Here is a 21,995-nt window from a genome sequence, read left to right on the forward strand (position 1 = left end):
AGACTCCGTCGCAGACGTTGAGGTTACTAGTTGAGTGGCCCAACACTATACCAAGGGGTGTCCGTTTTCGGTCTGAGATCCACATAAGTGGGAACCCTTAAACCTGATCCGGATAATACCGGCGTAGGGATGGTTCACAGCATAGCCTTATCACCTGCCGTTAGACCCGGATCTTTTTTCTTCAATAAGAACAAGAGATCCCATGTATAAAACACTTTTCACACTATCATTGCTAGCAAGTTCTGTTGCTGCCTATGCACAAGAATCTGCAGCGAACGACACGTCAAAAAACACGCCTTCTGATATTGAACGAGTCGTTGTATCCGGTGACTTTCGACAAACTACACTTGACCAGCTAAGTGCTAGCGCGACCATTTTAGACCAAGAGCGACTTCGCAGCAGGCAGCCAAGTCACATCGACAGTGTGTTAAACAGTATTCCAAACGTTAATTTTGCAGCGGGTGCTTCTCGTGGTCGCTTCGTGCAAATTCGCGGTATTGGCGAGCGTAGCCAGTTTGCTGAACCAATCAATCCTTCTGTAAGCTTTATTGTCGATGAATTTGATTTTTCAGGCCTTGCTGCAGCAGGTATCATTTTTGATACCAAGCAACTAGAAGTCTATCGCGGACCTCAGGCTACGCTTTACGGCACAGGGGCACTCGCCGGAGCTGTTAAGCTTTCTAGTAATAACGTAGGTAGCGACGCGCCAGACTACGTAGAAGCGCGTATTGGTAACAAAGAAAGTTATCGTATTGAAGGGGCAACGGGCGACGATATCAATGCCGATTGGGGGTATCGCGTAGCGCTAGTACATAACCGTAGCGATGGCTTTGTAGAGAACACCTTTTTAGACAGAAGCGACACGAATAATATCGATGAGACCGCGTTGCGCTTTGCTGTTGAAGGCAACGTAGACGAACGAACCACGCTTGCACTTACCTACCGCTGGTATGATATTGACAACGGCTACGATGCATTCTCGCTTGATAACGACAACAAAACACTGTCTGACGAGCCGGGTTTTGACGAACACCAAACGCACGCCGTAAGTGCACGTTCTACAACAAATACTGCGGCGGGCGACTTCATCCTTATTGCCACTCATGCCTCTCATAATATTGCTTATAGCTACGATGAAGACTGGACATTCGATGGCTTCCACCCGTGGGGTTATACGTCTTTTGATGCGTACTACCGAGATGTCGAAACCCAAACTGGTGAGTTGCGTTTTGTGTCGTCTGACAGTGCCGCACTTTTCGACGGTATGACAGACTGGACCTTAGGCATATTTTATAAAAACACAGAAGAAAAGTTACTTCGTCAGTACACATACCTTGATAGTGACTTTGCCAGTGAATATACCCCAACGACTACTGCTATCTATGCTCAGACGGAAAGCCGTTTGAAGGACAACTTAGTGCTTGTAGCCGGAGTGAGAGTAGAAAACTATGACTTCGATTACGCCGATAACAACCAACTTACCCGCGCGTTTGACACCACCATGGTTGGCGGAAAAGTAGCGCTTCAGTATACGCAGGGTGATCACTTCTACTACGGCAGCATTTCACGCGGTTTTAAAGGCGCTGGCTTTAATCCCGACAGCCGAGTAAACGATAATCAGCGTTTCTTTGATGAAGAATACAACTGGAACTATGAAGTGGGTGTAAAAGGCCCGTTGCTTACGCCTGATCTTATTGCTCGTGCTGCGATTTTCTACATGGACAGGACGGATACGCAGGTAAGTGATTTTGACGTTATCACCCGTGATGACGGCACGGCAGGTTTTGTAGATATTATCGATAATGCTGATTTGGGTACAAACAAAGGGGCGGAGCTTGAACTGAGTTGGTTTGCAAGCGATGCATGGCAGTTAGATGCAAGTGTTGGTTACCTAAGCGCTACATTTGAAGGGTATACACTAGCAGACGGTACTGAAGTATCTGAGCAAAGACAGGCTCAGTCACCTAAGTGGACCGCAAACCTTTACAGTGAGTACGCACTTACAGACACTATGCTATGGCGCGTAGATGTAGACTATAAAAGCGAATACCGTTTTTCCGACGGCCATGATGTAACTGCACCAAGCACGACGCTGGTTAATTCAGAAATCGTAGTTTTACACGGTGACTGGCAGACCTCGCTGTGGATCCAAAATGCATTTGACCGCGAGTATTACACTCGAGGTTTTGGTGGTTTCAGCAACGACCCTCGCGATGAGTATGCGTTTAACGAACCATATTACCAAATAGGTAACGGTCGCCAGTTTGGTATCACTGTTAAATACGCGTTTTAAAAAAGGAAAAGACATGCAAGTTATGGTTGAACTGTCGTTGTACCCTTTGGTAAACGAATATATACCACCTATTCAAGACTTCATTGATAGGTTAAATAGCTATAGCGATATCACGGTGACAACATGTTCTACGAGTACCCAGGTTACGGGTGATTACGCTGTAGTAATGAAAGTACTCGGCGATGAAATGCAGAGAACTCACGAAGAAGTGGGGCAGGCTATTTTCGTTGCTAAGTTTTTAAACTTCGATACTATGCAAGCAAGAAAGTCATCTTAATGACTAACTTCTTTTCTGAGTTCACTTCTCAAATTGCCGCTACTTCACTGTTAGAATGGGTAGCGGTTGTACTTGCTATCGCCTATGTATTATTAGCAGCTAAACAAAATAGCTGGTGCTGGCTCTGTGCCTTTGTAAGCACAGCTATTTATACTTGGTTATTCTGGCAAGTGACTTTGCCATTTCAATCTGCGCTTAATTTCTTTTACATGATAATGGCAGGGTACGGCTATTACCAGTGGTCGAAAGGGGCGGAAGATGGCGAGGTTAAGCCCGTGCTTCATTGGCCGCTGTGGTTGCACTCGCTAATTGTCCCAAGCATGTTATTACTCGCATGGGGCCTCTCTGAAGTGGCGGGTTCGCAATTTAATAGTGAGTACCTACTATTAGATGCAAGCATTAACTTATTGAGTGTGGTTACCACATTTATGGTGGCGCATAAAATTCTGCAAAACTGGGTTTACTGGTTTTTCATAAATTTAGCTTCGGCATATTTGTATCTACAAGTGGGTTACGCACTGTCTGCCTGCCTGTTCCTAGGTTACGTGGGCTTTGCAGTATTTGGTTATTATCAATGGCTTGTGCAATATAAGAAACAAGGTGAACAGGTTGGATATCATAGCCACGCTGCAAAAGGCGCTTAATCTTAGCGGGAGTGCAGATGTTTCGGTACATCCTGCTGGCGCGGTAAACCGTGTTTATCGCGTTCAAGACCCAGCAAATAGCCTATTGAGTTTAAATGAAGGTAACCTTCAAATGACTGCTTATCAAAAGCTTGAAGATGTCCCCATCGATTTAGCCGTTAAGTGGCTGGGCGATGATGATTTCAGTGGTGTGGAACGCAAACATCAGTTTACTTTACAGCAACATTTGTATGGAGCAGGGATAGCGCCGCAGCCAATCTGGTTAAGCGATGATGAAACCATCTGGGTAGAACAGTGGGAAAGTCATAGTGCAAGCGCAGGGCTTTCTTCAACTAGACGTCCTTCACACACATTGGCTGAAACCCTTGCGCGTATTCATTCGTTGTCTATTACAGCAAGGCCATTAAACCTAGTTGCGAGATGGCAGCACTATTGTAATGCTGCAAAGCTTGATACGAGCAGTGACCTTTACTTGAGGGCGCGAGCATTTAAAAACAACGTAATCAAAAGTGAGCAAGACGATGAAGACAGCGTGCTGTGCCACAACGACTTATTGATTAATCACCTATTGCTTGGTACCAACAATTCGATAAAAGTCATTGATTGGGAGTATGCAGCAATGGGAAATCGTTACTTCGACTTAGCAAGCTGTTGCCTTATCAATAAACTTAACATGAATGAAAGCGAAGAATTAGTTGCTCACTATGCAAATATCATGAATATTAACGAAGGCGATGCATTGAACAAGTTCAAGCTACATTCTGACATTGTTCATATAACAAACGACCTGTGGTTTGCCGCGCTTAATGCGAATAAAAGTAATTAGGCGCAAAGCGTGAAGCGCTTTAGGCTTGCCTTTGCGTAAGGCTAGTTCAATGGTCAGCTTAAACAGGCATATATAACGTTATTCGATTGAAAAAACAGCGTATTGCGTGTTAATTAAGCATGCAGTGCATGGTGGTGATAAAAAGGCTTTACCTTTTTAATGTCATCCGTATAATGCACAGCGCGCTAGGGGTGTAGTTCGAATTGGTAGAACAGCGGTCTCCAAAACCGATGGTTGGGGGTTCGAGTCCCTCCACCCCTGCCACTTTCTCTTCTTATGAACAATCTAGTTCAAACATAAAAAATATCTCCTTATAAACTTCTCATTCAGTTTTTTCTACAAACTTATTCATCATACTTTTGATTCGCAATGCTTACCGTTAGTGTTTTGTAACCTGGGTTTAAATACTCAAGAGCCTATGCGCCAGCTAATACTTGTAAAGTAAAAGGTGCCGGTGTTTGACGGACTCACGGGTAGAGTTTCTTAAACTTTGTGTGCTTACTACATAGCGCACTTTAGGTAAAAGAATGCGATAGTTATTCATTCAGCTCAGCAACTTTAGTAAACTTGGGCAAATAACGGTTTATTTACTTTAGGTCTTTTACGCAATGTCTCTTACTTCATACCAGCAGGCGGTATTACAGGAAATGGGGATCCCAGTGTGGATCACTAAAGACGCCCATGCGAAGATGAAAAAGCAGGAAGACTTAAAAGAAGGCAGTACCTCAGCACCAATGCATGGCGCGGCTGCTAGTACATCGCCACAAACGCCTTTTAGTCAAAACGGTCAAGAGAATAAGCCTTCAAAGCCAATCTCTCAAGAAGAAAAACAGTCACGCCTTGCCCAATTAAGGGCAAATGTAGGCAGTGGAGCAAAAGATAAACCTAAGCTTAAAGTTGCTGTTACAGACGAAACACCTACTCGTCGTGCGCTAACAAATGAGGCAGCTGAAAAAAATGTCGCTAATAAATTAGAAGTTGCGCAAAGCGAATCAAAAGGGTCTGAATCGCCAGAAGGTATTCCGTTAAGTGCTGAGCAGAGAGCGAAGTCACAACAATGGCTAAAAGACTTACAGCTAGCCTGTGTTCAGTTAGGTATTCCTTCATATTGGTCTAGCACAGTTATGATTGGTCGTACGCTATCTGTAAACGAAACAGCCATTGTATTGCCAGCGGCACCGCTTAAACTCACCACCGAGCAAAAAAGGGCGCTTTGGGCACAGCTTGTTAGCGCGGGGAAAGCGTTAAACAACGCTTCCGTTGCGCCCCAATAGACTAAACCTATGAAGTTAGTCATCGTAACGCCTGAAAGCTTTGATAAGCATATTGAAAGTGCACATGTTATCCATCAGCACTCACAAGTCGTACCTTGGAAGTTAAGCACCTTTGCGGATTGCTTTACTAAACCCTATTACGGAGTGTTTGCCTTTGAAGGTGACGAGGTAATCGGCTATGCCATTATGCTTGAAGTTGTTGATGAAGCAACGCTAATGGATATAGCTGTAGATAAAAACGCTAGAGGCAATGGAGTAGGGCGGGCTTTAGTTGATTTTGTCGTTGAAATGTCGGTGAAAAATGGCATGGGTGAAATCTGGCTAGAAGTACGTGAAAGTAACTACGCGGCTATTTCTCTGTACGAAAGTTCAGGTTTTGAACACATCGAAACTCGTAAAAACTATTACACCGTAGAAAGTAGCGATAACGACAAAAGCGGTATTAATGGAAATATCGCACGAAAAGAAAACGCTAAAATCATGAAGTGGGCAAACCCAAACCTAATCTAGTCTATGGCTCCACCGTTAGCCATATACGTTTCACGCATATTAAAGCACTATCCGAACTCAGCATACGCTTTCCAGCGCATAGCTGTGCGTGTTTAAATTGCATCATGTTCTCTTCACCCAAGGTAGAATTAGCATGGCCAAAGTGCTCAACAAGGCAATAGTCTCGTCTAAACGATTTGCCATAAATGTGGTTACCTATAAAGAAGGGCATCGTGTGTTAGAGCATAACGACCCTATGGGAAGCGGGCGTTATTTCAAATTTAACGTGGTGCTAAAAAAGCCAAAGCTGGGGGGGCAGTTTTGGGCGGAGAAAGTCATCTTTAGTCTATTCAACCGAATCTACTTCTTTCGACCTGACAAATATATGCACAGTGTCAGTAAAATAGAGAAGGGAGAGCGTAAGCTACTCTCCATTGCCTTGTACCTGTAAGGCAAATTTATACACCGTGCCGAAAGCCCCGTATAGCAAAGTTTCCACAGGCGTTTTAAAAGTTGACCATTTGGTCGATAAATTGTCGTCATTCTACGGTAGGCAAGGTTTCAATTCGCCGCCAATTCACTTATATTTGCGCCCTTACAATTCCCTGCCCACATTCATCTTACTCGGCGGTGGATACTTCTCTTAAAGCAGTTCGTGTAATTGGATTTTTTAAAACGCATGTCTTCAATATCGTTGGCGGAAAAAGAGCAATCAAAAGGTATTAAAATGCTTTTGGTTGCGGTGTTGTGTTTAGGACTTAACTGGCCAGGTATGAAGTTAGGGCTAGAGATTGTAGGGCCTGTCTGGATGGTGTGCCTGCGCTTTTTGTTAAGCCTTCCTGTACTTGCGTTGTTTGTATTAATCACCAAAAAGCGTCTTCCTGTGCTAAACCGTAAAGATCGCTCGGTGGTGTTTGTTGTCGCGTTTTTCCAGTTTATCCTATCGATGGGGCTTATTACCGTTTCCCTGCAGTTTATCCCTGCAGGTACGGCCAGTATTCTCATTTACACCACACCGCTTTGGATGCTGCTTATCGACACGCTATGGTATCGACAGCGCCCGCCTTCTAAACGATTAATTCTTACCGGCATTTCTACTATTGGTTGCGCAATGATCCTATTCGCCTCGGGGCAACCGGGAGCATGGCTACCCCTGTTTGGGATGTTGTTAGCGTCTGCATTGTGGGCTGTTGCTATTCGTAGGGTGTCTTTTCATAAATGGAAAGGTAGCGTTATTGAAGCGGTATTCTGGCAATTCACCATTGCTGGTTTTGCCATGCTTGCTATTGCTCTCATAGTAGAGCCAACGCCGAACTTTGGGGCCTACACGCTAAGTGACTGGCTGTTACTTGCCTATATTGGCCCTGTGGCAACGGGCCTCGGCTTTGGTCTTATGGTTGCGGCTGGGCCTAAATTACCGCCAGATAAAATTGTGTTAATTAGTACACTTACCCCGATTGTGGGCTATGTAAGTTCTGTGGTATTGCTTAAAGAAACGCTGCTGCCTATGGTAATGGCTGGCGCAATATTGATGATAGCAGCGCTAATCGTAAACGGCCTTTCACCAAGTATGCTTAAGAAAATACTGGGCAAAGGACGCACAAAGTAATGGCTGTTTAAAGAGTTAAGCGAGGTTGTATAAAATCTAAAAATGCAGAGATGCGAGACGATACGGCGCTATTTTTGTAGTACACCGCTTGCACCGATTCTCTGCGATTTGGGCTGATTATATCGTCGTTAAATAGCGCTATGAGTCTTCCCTCGCTAATATCCCTGTGAACCATAAAGTGTGAAAGTAAAGCTATACCTTGCCCTGCAATACATAGTTGTCGAATGGTTTCACCGCTTGACGCATGAAGGCTGTATTGCAAGTTGATATCTTGCTTAAGTGGCCACTTATTCAAACTTGGTGAGTCGCTAAAACCAATCAGTTTGTGGTTACTCAATGAACTTGCGTCACCGCCACCTTCAGGTAAAGGATACTTTTCAAGGTACTGCGGACTTGCAACAATATGCAGTTTACTTTTTCCTAAACGTCTAGCGTGCAGGTTAGAGTCGCTTAAATCGCCAATGCGTATTGCAATGTCGGTTTTGTGTTCTAACAAGTCGATAATGCTATCGTGACTCGTAATATCAAGCGTAATGTCAGGAAATGCTTCTTGAAACTCGCCCACTAACGGCGCTAGTTGGTGCAGCACGAAAGGGCTTGCTGCATCTACACGAAGCTTGCCTGATGGGGCGCGCTTTAACAGTCGCAATGCTTCTTCGCCTTTTTCCAATACGTTTAGCCCGTCTCTGGCATATTGGAGAAAAAGCTCACCTTCTTCTGTTAGCTCTAATCGTCTGGTAGTGCGGTTCAATAGGGTTACGTCTAAGCCATCTTCCAGCCGGGTTACCGCTCTGCTGACTTTCGCAACCTGCTGATTAAGTAAATTGGCTGCACTAGAAAAACTACCTGTATCCACGACGGTTAGGAAGGCTTCTAAATCTTCAGTTCTTGATAAGACTGGCATTACACACCTTATATTTTCATATATCGCAAAAGTATTTTGTCATTAGTGCTGTTTTTTGCAAATAAATTTATCGTCAAACTGTACGCACTTTATTAATGGCTTTTAAAAAAACGATCTAGCCGTTCTAGAAGCCAACGGTGGCGTTGTTAGTGATGCCAACTCGTTAATTACTTTTTGAGGATAACTAAAATGCCTATTGCATTATTTGCGTTAACGTTAAGTGCGTTTGCTATTGGCACAACAGAGTTCGTGATAGTGGGGCTTGTGCCTACCATTGCAACAGACCTTGGCGTTACATTACCAAGTGCAGGCTTACTGGTAAGTTTGTACGCCGTTGGTGTTGCCGTAGGCGCACCGGTTCTTACCGCCCTTACGGGTAAGTGGAATAGAAAGCATGTTCTGCTTAGCTTAATGGCGCTTTTTGTGGCAGGTAACATTCTTGCCTGGCAAGCCCCTAGCTACGAGAGCTTAATTTTAGCTCGCATATTGACAGGCCTAGCGCACGGAGTGTTCTTTTCTATAGGGTCCACTATTGCTACTGGGCTTGTGGCGAAAGAAAAAGAGGCCAGTGCTATTGCCATTATGTTTACTGGCTTAACCGTAGCCTTGGTTACTGGCGTACCTTTGGGTACTTGGATTGGTCAAAATTTCGGTTGGAGAGCAACCTTCCTAGTCGTGTCTGCGCTAGGCACTATTGCGCTAATCGGCAGTGCACTGTTGGTACCGAGTAACCTTAAACAAAGTAAGCCTGCCACCTTGGGTGAACAAATGAAAGTATTGGTTCAGCCTCGTCTGGTATTAGTGTATCTAATGACGATTTTGGGCTATGGCGGCACATTTACCGCATTCACCTATCTAGCGCCTATATTGCAGGAGGAGGCGGGTTTTGCGCCCTCTGCCATAAGCTTAATTATGCTGGTTTACGGGGTATCTGTCGCGGTAGGCAACATTTACGGTGGCAAGCTTGCAGACAAAAAAGGCCCAATTCGCGCGTTAACAATCATCTTTTCAGCCCTTGCCATCATCTTGTTTGCGCTGACGTTTACCATGGGCAGTAAAGTTGCGGCAGTGATTACTGTTTTGGTATGGGGCGCCTTTGCTTTTGGCAATGTTCCAGGACTTCAGGTGTACGTTGTTCAATTAGCAGAGAAGTTTACCCCTAATGCTGTTGATGTGGCGTCAGGTTTAAATATCGCGGCATTTAACATTGGCATAGCAGTGGGTTCAATTCTGGGCGGTGCAATTGTAGACGGCATGCAGTTATCTGATACCGCATGGATTGGCGCAATTATTTCTGTTGCAGCGTTACTTGTTACACGTTACAGCGGTTACTTAGACAAGCGCGCACTCAGTACTGCGAATACGGCGAATAACACAACGAGCGCGTAGGGAGGTCACAATGACGACAAATACCTTTGATAAGCTTGCACGACACACGTTCTCAGTAGGTGTAGAGCTTCCGCTAGATAACGACTGGGCGCATTTCGACGCCACAAAAGGTACGCCGTTTGGCGTACCTAATATGAGCGAGCATCACAGCCGTATCCAGCTAGCCGACAAGCTGGGGTTTAAAGCAGCGTGGGTACGAGATGTGCCAGTTTATGACCCTAGCTTTGGTGATGCGGCTCAGGTTTTCGAAACTTTCACATATTTGGGCTATTTGGCGGGTATTACAGACAACATCCTATTAGGTACGGCTGCTGTTGTGCTACCTCTTAGGCAGCCATGGCTTGTTAAAAAGGCGGCAGCAACGGTACAGCAGCTAAGTAACGACCGCCTCATACTCGGTGTAGCCAGTGGGGATAGACCGGTTGAGTATCCGTTGTTCGATGTCGATTTTGACAGTCGCGGCGAGCAATTCAGGCAGTCACTGGAAATTGTAAAGCACGGTGAGAATTCCCTTAAGCCTGGCATGTCGCTGTTACCGCGTTCAACAACGCCGCCATTGTACGTTGCAGGGCTCGCTCAGCAGAGCCCTCAGTGGGTTGGAGAAAATATGGACGGTTGGCTGGCGTACCCCGGCACACCAAGCGATCATTTTAAGCGGGTTGAGCTATGGCGAAACGTAGCGGGCAACAAGCCGTACGTTAGCTTTATTCATCTTAATTTGGTTGAAGACGATGAAGCGCCCATAAAACGCCACCGATTCGGGGTTGAAACTGGTGTAAATGGGCTTATCAAAGAACTCAATGCAATGAAAGAAGCGGGTGTTGATCATATTGGCCTGCACTTCAGACGTAATATGCAGCCGGTAGAAGACGCTATGCAGCGCATTGCTGACTACGTATTACCTCACTTTCATAAATAACGGAACCAACAAGGAGGCATCATGCCGAATGTAAATCAGTCACAATCTAAAATTCCTTCGCTAGGTGTAGGCACGTTTCGCTTAAAAGACGACGAAGCCTATAACAGCGTGACAATGGCACTTGAAGTGGGTTTCCGTCATATTGATACGGCGCAAATATACGGCAATGAAGAAGCGGTAGGACGCGCTATTAAAGACGCTATTGCAAACAACCTTGTTGCACGTGAAGACCTTTACGTCACCACCAAGGTGTGGAATGACAAGCTGAATAAAGCAAGTTTTGTGGATAGTGTAAAAGAGAGTTTGGAAAAGCTTCAACTGTCGTACGTTGACCTGCTACTTATTCATTGGCCGTCACCGGAAAACGGCGAAAGCATGGAAGAATACCTAGGCGAATTACTGCGCGTTAAGGAAATGGGCTTGGCAAAAGAAATTGGTATTTCTAACTTTACCGTGGAACAAATTGAAGAAGCGGTGAGCATTCTGGGTGAGGGCGTAATCGCCACGAATCAGGTAGAGGTACACCCATATCTTACTAATGAAAAAGTGCGTGCAGCGTGTGAGAAACACGGTATCACAGTGACAGGATATATGCCGTTTGCTGTTGGTAAAGTGCTAAAAGACGAGACCATCATTTCAATTGCAGATAAGCACGGCGTGAGCACTGCTGAGGTAGTGGTAGCCTGGGAGCTAGCCCATGGTTTAGTCACTATTCCGTCGTCGACTAAGCGCAAAAATCTGGAATCGAATTTCAGAGCGCTTGAACTTACCTTAGATGCAGAGGATATCGCAAAAATTGATGCGCTAGATTGCGGTGACCGTCAAGCCAACCCAGATTTTTCACCCGAGTGGGATTAATCGAAAAAATTACCTTGTTAAGGAGCTTTTATGCAAGCTAACGTTTGGCAATTTGAACAGGCTGGCGCATCACTGGTAAAGCAGGTACGCGAGTTTTCTGAGCCGAAGGCAGGGCGTATTGTCGTGCGCAACTATGCTATTGGCATTAACCCAGTTGACTGGAAGTTTATCGATGATAACCCGCGCGACTGGGAAAAAGGGCATATTCCCGGTGTGGACGGTGCAGGTGTTGTTGTCGCTGTAGGTGAGGGCGTGGATAACAGCCTATTGGGTAGGCGAGTGGCATACCATCATAGCCTGGGTGAACACGGAAGCTTTGCCGACCATAGTGAAGTGTACGCAAGTCGCGTAATGCTAGTGCCAGAAAGTGTGGATTTTGCGCTAGCTGCCGCGTTGCCATGCCCAATGCTTACTGCTTGGCAAGCTTTCAGCAAAGTACCGGTAAGAAAGGGCGCTGACGTTCTAGTTAGCGGTATGGGAGCAGTAAACAAACTACTAGCACAAATGCTTTCACAAGCAGGTTTTAGCGTGCACGTAATCTCAGGTAGCTTTACTCAAGAGCAAGCTGCTGATATGGGAGTAACAACCATTAATCGCAATAAGCCTGAAGGGCAAACCTTTTATGCGCTTTTCGACGCAAATGGCCCAGACTATGCAGCATCCCTGGTGCCGCTTCTTGAAGCTAACGGCCATGTTGTAAGTATTTTAGGTCGTATCGAAGAGCCTATTGATGCGCCTTTTACGCGCACTATTTCTTATCATGAAATAGCCCTTGGTGCGCTGCATGATTATGGCGATTTGCCACAGTGGCAGCGCTTGGTGAAAGATGGTGAGGCTCTACTTGAACAAGTTGCTGCGCAATCTTTGGTGGTTGAGATCCCCAACCTTTTTGAATTTGATAATTTGAACAAGGCCCTGCAATTTTCAAAAGAAGATAAGCGAAAAGCGGTGGTTACGGTGTCATAAAGCCGGAACGATTAGGTTTCTTCCTTTATCTTTGGCAACGTAGAGGGCTTTATCAGCTCGCCTAAAGGCTTCGACAATATCGTCGGAGCCTTTACATAACGTCCAACCTATACATGCTCCCAACTTCCTATCATCAATCGATGCGATGGTTAATTGGTTTATAGCACAGTGAAGGGCGTCCAATTGCTTTGCAAATTCCTCGGCTTCGCTAGACTGGCTATCATTAGGCTTTGTAATGCGCTTTGCAATGGCAAACTCTTCTCCACCATAGCGCGCTGCTACTTGTCCCTCATCATTAAGCGGCGCAAGAATGTTAGCAATGCCCTTTAATACTTCGTCACCTACATCGTGCCCAAATGTATCGTTGATACTTTTGAAGTGATCTAAGTCGATTAGCGCAATGGCTAGCGCGTCATGATCGTGCAAGGTTTTATCAAACGTATTGTCCACGAACATATCCAGCGTACGGCGATTGGGCAATTCCGTTAAACTATCTTTGGAAGCCAGTTCTGCTAGGGTGCTATTCGTTTGTTCGAGTGCAAGGGTACGTTCCTTTACCAGCGCTTCTAATTTAGAGGCCTGTTCACTTTTTAACTTTGCAGCTTCTTTCTGTGCGTCTCTTTCTCTTTGAACAACTTTCACCATATAGCTGGCAGTAAGTGCAACCATAAATAGGCATGTCATAACTAGCCCAGACATGAAAGTGGCAACGGGCTCTAGGTAAAGGTCAACCTCAAAAAGAGCAATGACGGTCAAAATTAGCGTACTGAAGGTTACAGGAAACATTGCCGCGGCAAGCCACTTAGCTCTATCAGAGCCGCGCTTGTGCTCTACGACGATAACAATACCCGCTATCAGTATGTAAGGGAAAAAGAGGACAACAGGAAGCTTTAAGGCAATATCTAACCCTACCGTTTGCCAAAGTAAAATACCCATAAAGGGCAACACTACACAAAAACGTTTAACCGTCTTTGCCCCGTACACTTCATGGTTGTCTCTGGCAAGCGTTTGAAACAATACCCAAAAGGAAGTAATCAATACCGAATAAATACTGATGGCATAGCTAATGTCATTCAAGTTTGGTGTATTTGGCCACAGTAGTTCAAATGCGTAACCGAACACGCGGAAAAACCAAAATGTTGTCGCAAAAATAAATGATGCAAAGCTCAAAAAAACTAAGTTACGGCTGGCAATATAGCCTAATGCACAAAGTAGAGTAAGCAGCCCCATTGCGCCGAAAAATGCCATATCCCGCTGCAAGGTTTTCATATACAGGTTACTGTAATACTCAGGCGTAGCCACAGAGAAACTGTACCTCAGTATCTCGCCAGACATGGTGCCGCTAAATTCCGTATAAGATGAAGCTGGCAACACAGAAGGGAAATGATAATTGGGCGTATTCACCGCACGCGTGTGATAAGGCGTATCGTCGCCAGTTTGCCAGCTATTATGGCCGTCTGTAACAGCCAAGGTTTTTACAGCAGGGAAGCTTATTGAAAACCAAACGGGAACTTGTGTATCTAACTGGTTAGAAACACGAACTTTGAAATGCAAATACTGTGAAGGCGATCTATCAATAACATCAGCGCTATAAAACCACTCTTCATCGCCCCTAATGCTAGCTGAGTCACTTACCGCAAAAACCACATCGCTATCTAAAGAAAGCATAGATTGTGGGTTATTGAAATTAGCTGCGTTGGCCGTTTGGCAACAGCATGCTATCACAAGCCATGCGAGCAATAATCGCAGCATTCACCATCCTTGTTTTATGTTTTTATATATAAATCAATATAGCACATTGTTTTTAGATTTTAGCGTGCAACAAATAAAACATAAGTATAGTTATCAAAATTTTTAATTTTAGTGTTGAAACCCGTCACACTTCATTTGTTACTGAAATTGGGTGTGCTCCAAAAAAAAAGCCGCTTACGCTACGTAAACGGCTTTTTGCTTAGGTCCAAAGGGAGATTTGGATTTAAAATTTACCTCTAAACGAAGCAAACCAGTTCGTGCTAGTGTCGTAAACTGTTGGATACGTGTTACCGTTACCAAGAGCTGGGCCGGCACCAGAATAAACTGGAGGCTGCTCGCCAAGAAGGTTAAGAACACCCATAGTTAGTTCTATGTTATCGCTGACGTAGTAAGTACCAGAAAGGTCTAAGTAGCTTATAGCTCTAAAGCCAGTTTCAAGGGTATCACCCTCATCATCGTTCTGTGTAGAGCCGAAGTATCTCCAAGTTGCAGTAATATCAACGTCTAGGTTGGTATTCCACGTTGCCATAAATCTATGACGATACTCTGGACTAGGGGCGTCACATGCGTTACCAAAGAAACCAGCACACTCAACAGGATCTCCACCTGGGAATGGTACAGTGCTGTTTTCGTCTAGTATCGTTGATGCATAGTCGAAACGTACGTCACCCATCTCTGTTTGTAGGCTGTAGTTTATTTGTAAGTCAACACCAGATGTTGCAAGTGATGCAATATTAAGGTTAGTTTGTTGGAAGCCCACGCCAAACGTACCAGCAGCAAGAGAGCCTGCTGAAGAACGTGTGATAAGGCTACAGAATGTAGGGTCACCACTATCTAGACAGTTGTCGAAGATCGTTTGTGCTGGGATACCAGAAGCAATTGCATCGTCTACTTCGATATCGAAGTAATCTACGCTAACTGACAGGCCTTCGATACTTGCTGGAGTAATAACAACACCGAACGTGACGGTATCTGCAGTCTCTGGATCTAGGTTCGGGTTACCACCTGTTAGAGACTGTGTTTGACCCGAGATTACGTCAAGGATATTGCCGTATTGGTCTGCAGTTACACCAGTGCGTGCACAAGTTTCAAGTGAAGCAATTGGGTTGGCTCCTGCGCACGGATCATACAACTGTTCGCCGCTAGCATCGGTACCCGCTGGGCTTAGGTTAGGTAGTCCTGTATTTTGACCAGTGTACAGGTCAATTACGTTTGGAGCACGAACCGCGCGCTGATATTGCGCACGAAGTTTCACGTCTTCAACTGGCGTCCATGATAACTGATAGCCGTAGGCATTAGTGTCAAAACTGTTAGACGTGCCGTTACCTGCTGTGTCGTAGTCAGAAAAACGATACTGTGCGCTAAACACTAACTCTTCAGCTAACTCTGCGCCAGAAATAAGAGGTATTTGAACCTCGGTGAAAAATTCACGAACTTCAATTTTACCTGCTACTGCAAGCGTTGCACCACCAACACCAGTAAAACCACCGCCTTGAACTTGGCTAATTTCATCAGGTGATGACGCTAGTTCGTCTTTACGGTATTCAATACCGAATAAGATGCCGATACCGTCATCTGCCGTAGGAAGCTTAATGCCGTAGTCACCTAAGTTAGCTTGGATATCCGCGCCGAATACTTTTTGTGAAGTTTCCCCGTTTACAATACCAATACCTTGAATGAAATCTAATTGATCTTGCGTTACTGAGCTTTCACCACCAGGGCGTTGGAAGATGTTATAAGGAACACAGCCACCAGACTGGTCAATACATACAACATTACCATCTTCGTCAGTGGTTGCTAATAACGCTTGCTGTAGGTTAGCAACGACGAAATCGTTAGTTGCTGAACTCTGATCCCGAGTTTCTGAAATTTGTCCAAATATGTTCCAAGCCCACGTATCATCGATGAAACCATTCAGGCCACCAACGACTCTCCATGCGCTGTTCTCAAGACGAGAGTTACGCGAGCCACCTTCAACGTTACGGTGAGATGCTGTGATCCCGCTAACAATTACATCGTTCGCAATATCATCAGCCGAACAACCAAAAATGTCAGTGAACGCTAAACCGCTGTTACCTTGGATTAGTGGGTTTCCACAGTTGATGTCGTACGCACCGATACCAAACGAAGCACTTGGAGCAATTTGTGCGTCACTGGTGTTGTTGATAAAACCAAAGTCAAGATACGCTTCTAGATTGTCGCTGATTTCATAGTCGCCTTTAGCGTACAAATGATAACGCTCAGAAGGACGTTGGAAGAAGTTAGTTGCACCAAAGTTATAGGTTTGGCTTGGGCCACCAGCGTAAGAAATGAGATTTCCGTCTTCCTCTTGGAATGCAAAACCACCTGGACCACCAAACAGACGGAAGTTAGCTGAACCTACACAACCAAACCCTTCAAAGCTTGATGCACCATTACTTTGACCTAATGTACATGCTGAGAAAATTCTATCAGACTGAACGATTTCCTGACGGTCTTCATACGAAGCATAAACCGTTACATTGCCTTTACCATCAGAAGATGATGATCCGAACATGGCGTAGATTAAGGTTTCGTCGCCGTCCATAGTTGAACCTGGAACAGGCTGCTCGGCTGCGTTTAGCACACCTTCATACAAACCGTTATCGTTGTCAGCATAGTTTGTGCTGAACTGACCACCAAATTCAACGCCTTCAAAATCGTCGCGAAGAATAAAGTTTGCAACACCACCAACAGCATCAGAGCCGTATACCGCTGATGCACCACCTGTTAGGATGTCTACACGTTCTAACATTTGCGTTGGAACTAGGTCGACGTTAGCTGCGCTGGTTCCCGAAGAACCATATGGGAGGCGCTTGCCGTCAATCAATACCAAAGTTCTGTTCGCACCTAAACCACGGAGGTTTAGTGTTGCAGTACCCGTTGAACCGTTGGAAACTTCTGACGCTTGTCCCGCGAATACTTGTGGAAGTACGTTAACGAAATCTTCTACACGTAAGTTACCGCGTGCGGCTGCTTCAGCGCCTGATACACTTAGTACAGGTGTGGCTGCTGCAACATTGGGGTTTGAAAGTAAACGTGAACCAGTGACTTCGATTTTCTCGACCGGTTCTTCCTCTGACTCAACTTCTTCTTGGGCGTAGACACTACCAGAAAATGCCAACGATGCGGCAGCGCCAAAGGCGCAGGCAAGTCTCACCGACTTTGCCAGTTTGTGGTTTTTAAACATTGTAGTCTCCCTAGACTTTAATTTTTTGCTTTAATTATTTTTAGTGTGTTTTTTAGACACTTATTATGTATTGCACAACTTTTGAATATTATCAATAGCATATATTCGTAAAATCTAAGAAGCGGCTCTTTTTAATAAATATTTATTGTTATTTTATAAAAAGTTTAACTTTCAGTAATATTTTGCGCCTTTTTGTACAGCAATGTGATTGGGATAAGTCTAAGATATCCAGACAGATAATCGGATTGGGCAGTCAGAAAAGAGCAGTAGAAATCTGATTCTTTATACTTTAGTTTAATTTTTTTCACTGTTTTGCGTACCAGCGTCAAAGATAAATTAAGCGCAAATTTAGAGATGATGGCGAATAAATTAAGACAAATTGCGTCAGAAATCGGAATGTTCAAAAATTCGTTTTGGGTGTTGCTTTGGGAGGAAAAGTCAGACCCATTGACCCGGCAATTGTAGTTTCATGGTTTTAAAGCATCTGGTAATAGCTTAACTAACTTTTGGGAGCGCTGTTTACAGATATTATAGTTCTAACAACGATTTCAGCTTTTTAAGGTATCGACGGCTAACGGGTATCGAATCTCCTGTCGCCATTAGAAGCGTAGCAAGGCCATTATCCAAGAGTTTAATTTCCCCAACACATGATAACCTCACTAAGTATTGCCGGTGACATCGAACGAGCGCGGTTCTCTCTTCTAAGGTTTTTAATGTGAGTTGCGTGTCTGCTTGTTTCTCTAAAGTTCTTACATGTACGCCCGCCACATCGCTATAGGCAAAATGAATATCTGATTCAGGTAATAGCAAAATGCGCTGATGGCCCAAACAGGGAATATGCATCAACGTAGGTGAGGCGATTGTGTCGATACCAGTCTGGGGGAAGCTTCTCTTTTTAAGCCTTGTAAGTGTTTTACTGAGCCGCTCTGGTTCTACTGGTTTTAGTAGGTAATCAAACGCATTATCTTCAAATGCCTGAAGGGCATATTGTTCAAATGCCGTAACCAATACAACATAAGGCATGGTGTCTACGTCAAGCATAGCTAACATATCTAGCCCCGAGAGTTGGGGCATTTCTATATCCAGAAAAATAACATCTGGATTGTATTGTTTTATTAATGCCAACCCTTCTATTGCGTTTGCAGCCTCGGCTAGAACTTGAACCTCATTGGTTTCGTTTAGCAACTGACGAAGCTCATCCCTGGCGAGGGGTTCATCGTCAATAACAAGTGCCCGGAATGCTGAGTTCTTGGTCATTGTTAGCCCTGATGAGAATGATGGTGAGTATGTGGGATAGAGAAAGACATCCGGGTGAAGTGGTTAGCCCGACACTCGATTACCAGACCTGCTTGTTGGCCAAACTGATGAATAAGCCGTTTATCTACAATATCCATTCCTAAACCCGCGTCTTGCTTTTTCTTGGATTTATACAAGCCAGCATTATCTTCTACAAGAATGTGAATATGGTCATCCGCCGTACAGCGTACATTTAAAGATAGATGCCCCCCCTCTATGCACTGAGCGATGCCGTGCTTGACCGCATTTTCAACTAATGGCTGTAGCGTAAAACTAGGTAAAAGTGCTGACATTGCCGCTTCGTCGTATTTTACCGTGATCTGTAGGCGCTCCGCAAAACGCGCTTTTTCAATCGCCAAATAAGCATTAACGTGATCAATTTCTTCTTTGAGGGTAACAATTGCTGTATTTTGCTTGAGATTTATTCTAAAAAAGCGCGACAAGCTTAGCACGAGCTCTCTGGCCTTTTTGGGGTCGCGGCGGATAATAGCGCTAATGGTATTGAGCGCGTTAAAAAGAAAATGCGGGTTTACCTGTGCATGTAACAGCTTTATCTCTGATTGTGAGAGTAAATCTTTTTGTTGTTGATATTCGCCGTAAACTATCTGACTAGACAGTAATTGAGCGATGCCTTCTGCCATAGATAGTGTAACCGTCGACATAAACTTTCGTTTGGGTTCATAAAGCTTGATGGTACCCACAACTTCTGAACCGGAGTGAAGCGGTATAATTAACACGGAGCCCAGCGGACAGTTTTTGTCTAGGGTGCATTGATAAGGAAGTTCAGCGCCGTCTAAATGCACTATCTTATTATTGTTTAAAGACTCCATGGTACTTGCTGATGAGATGGGCGTATTTGGCAGGTGATGATCCGCTCCCGTTCCTATAAACGCTAAAATCTTTTCTTTATCGGTAATTGCTACGGCGCCCACATTGGTTTCTTCATACACAATGCGTGCAACTTTTTCTGCGTTTACCGGAGTAAATCCAGACGTAAGTATGCCCACCGAGCGGTCAGCTATGGACAGTGCCCTACGTGAAAAAGTAGCTGAGTACTTTTCAAATATTGTTTTCTTGTCAGATAAGATACTGATAAAAAGTGCGGCCCCCACAGTATTTGCAATTATCATAGGTGCGGCAATAGCACTAACCAGTGCGTAAGACTTTTCAAAAGGTTCTGCAACAGTAAGTAGAATAGCCATTTGAAATAGCTCTGCTACAAAGGTAACAGCGCCCACTTTCCATGGATTAAACAGATCCAAGCTCTTATTCTTTTTAACGTAGTAAACGTGCACCAGGCCACCAATCAAACCTTCCAATGTGGTGGAGATAGCGCAGGCCACATCAGTAAAACCTCCCAATGAATAACGATGTAGGCCGCCGGTTAACCCTACGGCAAACCCAACTATTGGCCCGCCTAGCAACCCTCCTATGACGGCGCCAATGGCCCTAGTGTTAGCTATAGCATCGTCTATTTGCAGGCCAAAATAGGTACCCAACACACAAAATGAAGAAAAAACTAAGTACACCAGATAGCGGTGCTTGCGGTGGGAGGAAATACTGAGAATAGGGAGGAATAACGGTGTTTTACTGAGCATGTACGCGAGTACAAGATACACACACATTTGTTGAAGTAGTGAGAGTATGAGTTCCATGCTTGCCAATATTACCGCCAGTTAAAGGTGAGCCTCATTATAACTCATTTAAAACGTACAAAATAAATAGCCGCCCCATCTAAAGGGCGGCTCATCATACTGTCTGTATTTCGATTACTCAGTCACGCGTCCACTGGTTGAGTGGGCTTTTCAGCACTTACAGATATAGGTTCGAGTGGGGCTTCGCCTTTCCCTTTAGAAATTCGAATGACATACACTGTGGTAATCAAAGATGCAACAAGCCCAATGATTGTTGATATATTCATCGCCATACCGAAACCCAAGGTGTCGTTATTTAAAATAAAAGTTACACAAACGGCAGTCATAAACATAGCCGGCACCGTAGTGATCCAATGCAATTTATTGTGCCTAAGTAAGTACGCAGACGCAGTCCACAACATCATGACGGCGGTTGTCTGATTGGCAAACCCGAAGTAGCGCCAGATAACACCGAAATCGACTTGGGTGAGGATGCCGCCCAGAACAAATAAAGGGGCAGCCATAAATAACCGGTTACGTATACCTTTTTGTTCGACTTTAAAGTACTCAGCCATAATTAGGCGGCTTGAACGAAAGGCGGTGTCGCCAGACGTGATAGGCAGAATCACCACACCAAGAAACGCGAGTACGCCACCCACAACACCCAAGAGACCGAATGATGAAGCGTAAACAACGTTTCCAGGGCCACCGTCAGTAATGGCTGCAGACAGCGCTTCTAAATTGTCGAAGTATGAAAGGGCAATCGCACACCAGATAAGGGCAATCACGCCTTCGCCTATCATTGCACCAAAAAACACGAAGCGTCCGTTTTTCTCGTTTTCCATGCAACGGGCCATTAGTGGTGATTGGGTTGCATGAAACCCAGATATAGCGCCACAAGCAATAGTAATGAAGAGCGCAGGCCATAGCGGCATATCGTTAGGGTTAAGGTTAGTCAGCATATCGCTTGCTGAAAACTGACTTAAAATAGAGTGCTGGTCAGAATAGCTGGCTGCGGCTAATAAACCTACTGACATGAAGATAAGAAGTGCACCGAAAAACGGATAGAAGCGGCCAATAATTTTATCTACTGGAACTATGGTTGCCAGTATGTAATAGGCGAAAATAATAGCTACCATGGTGCCAACTTCAACCTGCAATGATGTCTGGTCATTGACTAAATTGGTAATCATACCCGCAGGCGCTGAGACAAAAACCACACCCACCAGCAGAAGTAGCACAATAGCGAACAGGTTCATAAAGTGTTTAGCGCCTCGACCCAAGTAACGGCCAGACAAACTAGGCACAGATTCACCATTATTACGAACTGACAGCATACCCGAAAAATAATCGTGCACGGCACCGGCAAAAATGCAGCCTAATACAATCCAAAGCATAGCTGCTGGGCCATATAGCGCTCCCATGATAGGGCCAAAAATAGGGCCTACGCCAGCAATGTTGAGTAGCTGTACGAGATACACCTTTGGCGTAGACATAGGAACAAAATCTACACCGTCTTTTTGGCTGTGGGCAGGAGTGGGGCGTGCTGGCGTAACACCAAATACCTTTTCGACAAAGGTGCCATATATAAAGTAGCCAGCAATAAGGGCGGCTACACAAATCAAAAACAATATCACAGGGCATTGTCCTTATTTTT

Annotated in this window: 18 protein-coding genes, 1 tRNA gene and 1 riboswitch; of the genes, 13 read left to right on the plus strand and 6 right to left on the minus strand. The window is 44.8% G+C overall.

What is annotated here, in order from left to right; genetic code table 11:
* Window positions 1-43 precede the first annotated feature (43 nt).
* A riboswitch (TPP riboswitch) is annotated at window positions 44-147 on the plus strand.
* Window positions 148-202: 55 nt separating this feature from the next.
* The 9 genes from IW644_RS00790 (at window position 203) to IW644_RS00830 (ending at window position 7,412) form a co-directional block, all read left to right on the plus strand.
* Window positions 203-2,293 (plus strand): TonB-dependent receptor, encoded by a 2,091-nt coding sequence (locus tag IW644_RS00790; RefSeq protein ID WP_269916016.1) that lies wholly within the window; start codon window positions 203-205, stop codon window positions 2,291-2,293.
* Window positions 2,294-2,306: 13 nt separating this feature from the next.
* On the plus strand, window positions 2,307-2,570 hold the full coding sequence (locus tag IW644_RS00795) for a hypothetical protein (protein WP_269916017.1): 264 nt from the start codon (window positions 2,307-2,309) through the stop codon (window positions 2,568-2,570).
* Window positions 2,570-3,214, plus strand: coding sequence for a nicotinamide riboside transporter PnuC (gene pnuC, locus IW644_RS00800; protein ID WP_179982708.1), 645 nt, complete (start codon window positions 2,570-2,572; stop codon window positions 3,212-3,214). The genes IW644_RS00795 and pnuC overlap by 1 nt, the downstream gene beginning before the upstream one ends.
* On the plus strand, window positions 3,180-4,040 hold the full coding sequence (locus tag IW644_RS00805; protein ID WP_269916018.1) for a phosphotransferase: 861 nt from the start codon (window positions 3,180-3,182) through the stop codon (window positions 4,038-4,040). The genes pnuC and IW644_RS00805 overlap by 35 nt, the downstream gene beginning before the upstream one ends.
* Window positions 4,041-4,227: 187 nt before the next feature.
* Window positions 4,228-4,304, plus strand: a tRNA-Trp gene (locus IW644_RS00810).
* 344 nt (window positions 4,305-4,648) lie between these two features.
* Entirely contained in the window at window positions 4,649-5,314 is a 666-nt protein-coding gene (locus tag IW644_RS00815) for an alanine acetyltransferase (RefSeq protein WP_269916019.1), read from the plus strand.
* A gap of 9 nt (window positions 5,315-5,323) precedes the next feature.
* Window positions 5,324-5,824 (plus strand): ribosomal protein S18-alanine N-acetyltransferase, encoded by a 501-nt coding sequence (gene rimI / locus IW644_RS00820; protein WP_269916020.1) that lies wholly within the window; start codon window positions 5,324-5,326, stop codon window positions 5,822-5,824.
* Between the two features lie 133 nt (window positions 5,825-5,957).
* Complete coding sequence (locus IW644_RS00825; RefSeq protein ID WP_179982712.1) at window positions 5,958-6,254, plus strand: 2OG-Fe(II) oxygenase; 297 nt, start codon at window positions 5,958-5,960, stop codon at window positions 6,252-6,254.
* Between the two features lie 228 nt (window positions 6,255-6,482).
* On the plus strand, window positions 6,483-7,412 hold the full coding sequence (locus IW644_RS00830) for a DMT family transporter (protein WP_269916021.1): 930 nt from the start codon (window positions 6,483-6,485) through the stop codon (window positions 7,410-7,412).
* Between the two features lie 7 nt (window positions 7,413-7,419).
* Here IW644_RS00830 and IW644_RS00835 read toward each other — a convergent pair whose 3' ends face one another.
* Window positions 7,420-8,316, minus strand: a complete 897-nt coding sequence (locus IW644_RS00835; protein WP_269916022.1) for a LysR family transcriptional regulator — start codon at window positions 8,314-8,316, stop codon at window positions 7,420-7,422.
* Between the two features lie 189 nt (window positions 8,317-8,505).
* Between IW644_RS00835 and IW644_RS00840 the strand changes: the two genes are divergently transcribed.
* From IW644_RS00840 to IW644_RS00855, 4 genes are read left to right on the plus strand one after another with little or no spacing between them, the layout of a single operon-like run.
* Window positions 8,506-9,705 (plus strand): MFS transporter, encoded by a 1,200-nt coding sequence (locus IW644_RS00840; RefSeq protein WP_269916023.1) that lies wholly within the window; start codon window positions 8,506-8,508, stop codon window positions 9,703-9,705.
* Between the two features lie 10 nt (window positions 9,706-9,715).
* The gene (locus tag IW644_RS00845; RefSeq protein ID WP_269916024.1) at window positions 9,716-10,624 is read left to right on the plus strand and encodes a TIGR03571 family LLM class oxidoreductase; all 909 of its coding nucleotides are present in this window, start codon (window positions 9,716-9,718) and stop codon (window positions 10,622-10,624) included.
* A 21-nt stretch (window positions 10,625-10,645) separates the two neighbouring features.
* Window positions 10,646-11,482 carry a 2,5-didehydrogluconate reductase DkgB gene (gene dkgB / locus IW644_RS00850; protein WP_269916025.1) on the plus strand — a complete coding sequence of 279 codons (837 nt, stop codon included), beginning with the start codon at window positions 10,646-10,648 and terminating at the stop codon, window positions 11,480-11,482.
* Window positions 11,483-11,512: 30 nt separating this feature from the next.
* Entirely contained in the window at window positions 11,513-12,448 is a 936-nt protein-coding gene (locus IW644_RS00855) for an alcohol dehydrogenase catalytic domain-containing protein (protein WP_269916026.1), read from the plus strand.
* Here IW644_RS00855 and IW644_RS00860 read toward each other — a convergent pair.
* From IW644_RS00860 to IW644_RS00880, 5 genes are all read right to left on the minus strand, one after another.
* Window positions 12,443-14,200: a diguanylate cyclase gene (locus IW644_RS00860; protein ID WP_269916027.1), complete on the minus strand. Its 1,758-nt coding sequence runs from the start codon at window positions 14,198-14,200 to the stop codon at window positions 12,443-12,445. The genes IW644_RS00855 and IW644_RS00860 overlap by 6 nt on opposite strands.
* Before the next feature lie 223 nt (window positions 14,201-14,423).
* Window positions 14,424-17,408 (minus strand): TonB-dependent receptor plug domain-containing protein, encoded by a 2,985-nt coding sequence (locus tag IW644_RS00865; protein ID WP_269916028.1) that lies wholly within the window; start codon window positions 17,406-17,408, stop codon window positions 14,424-14,426.
* A gap of 528 nt (window positions 17,409-17,936) precedes the next feature.
* Window positions 17,937-18,665, minus strand: coding sequence for a two-component system response regulator BtsR (gene btsR, locus IW644_RS00870; protein WP_269916029.1), 729 nt, complete (start codon window positions 18,663-18,665; stop codon window positions 17,937-17,939).
* 2 nt (window positions 18,666-18,667) lie between these two features.
* A complete protein-coding gene (locus tag IW644_RS00875) occupies window positions 18,668-20,359 on the minus strand; it encodes a sensor histidine kinase (protein WP_269916030.1) in 1,692 nt (563 codons plus the stop codon).
* A gap of 122 nt (window positions 20,360-20,481) precedes the next feature.
* Window positions 20,482-21,975 carry a carbon starvation CstA family protein gene (locus IW644_RS00880; protein ID WP_269916031.1) on the minus strand — a complete coding sequence of 498 codons (1,494 nt, stop codon included), beginning with the start codon at window positions 21,973-21,975 and terminating at the stop codon, window positions 20,482-20,484.
* Window positions 21,976-21,995 lie beyond the last annotated feature (20 nt).

This window comes from Alteromonas sp. PRIM-21, assembly GCF_027563165.1.
Taxonomy (GTDB): Bacteria; Pseudomonadota; Gammaproteobacteria; order Enterobacterales; family Alteromonadaceae; genus Alteromonas; species Alteromonas macleodii_A.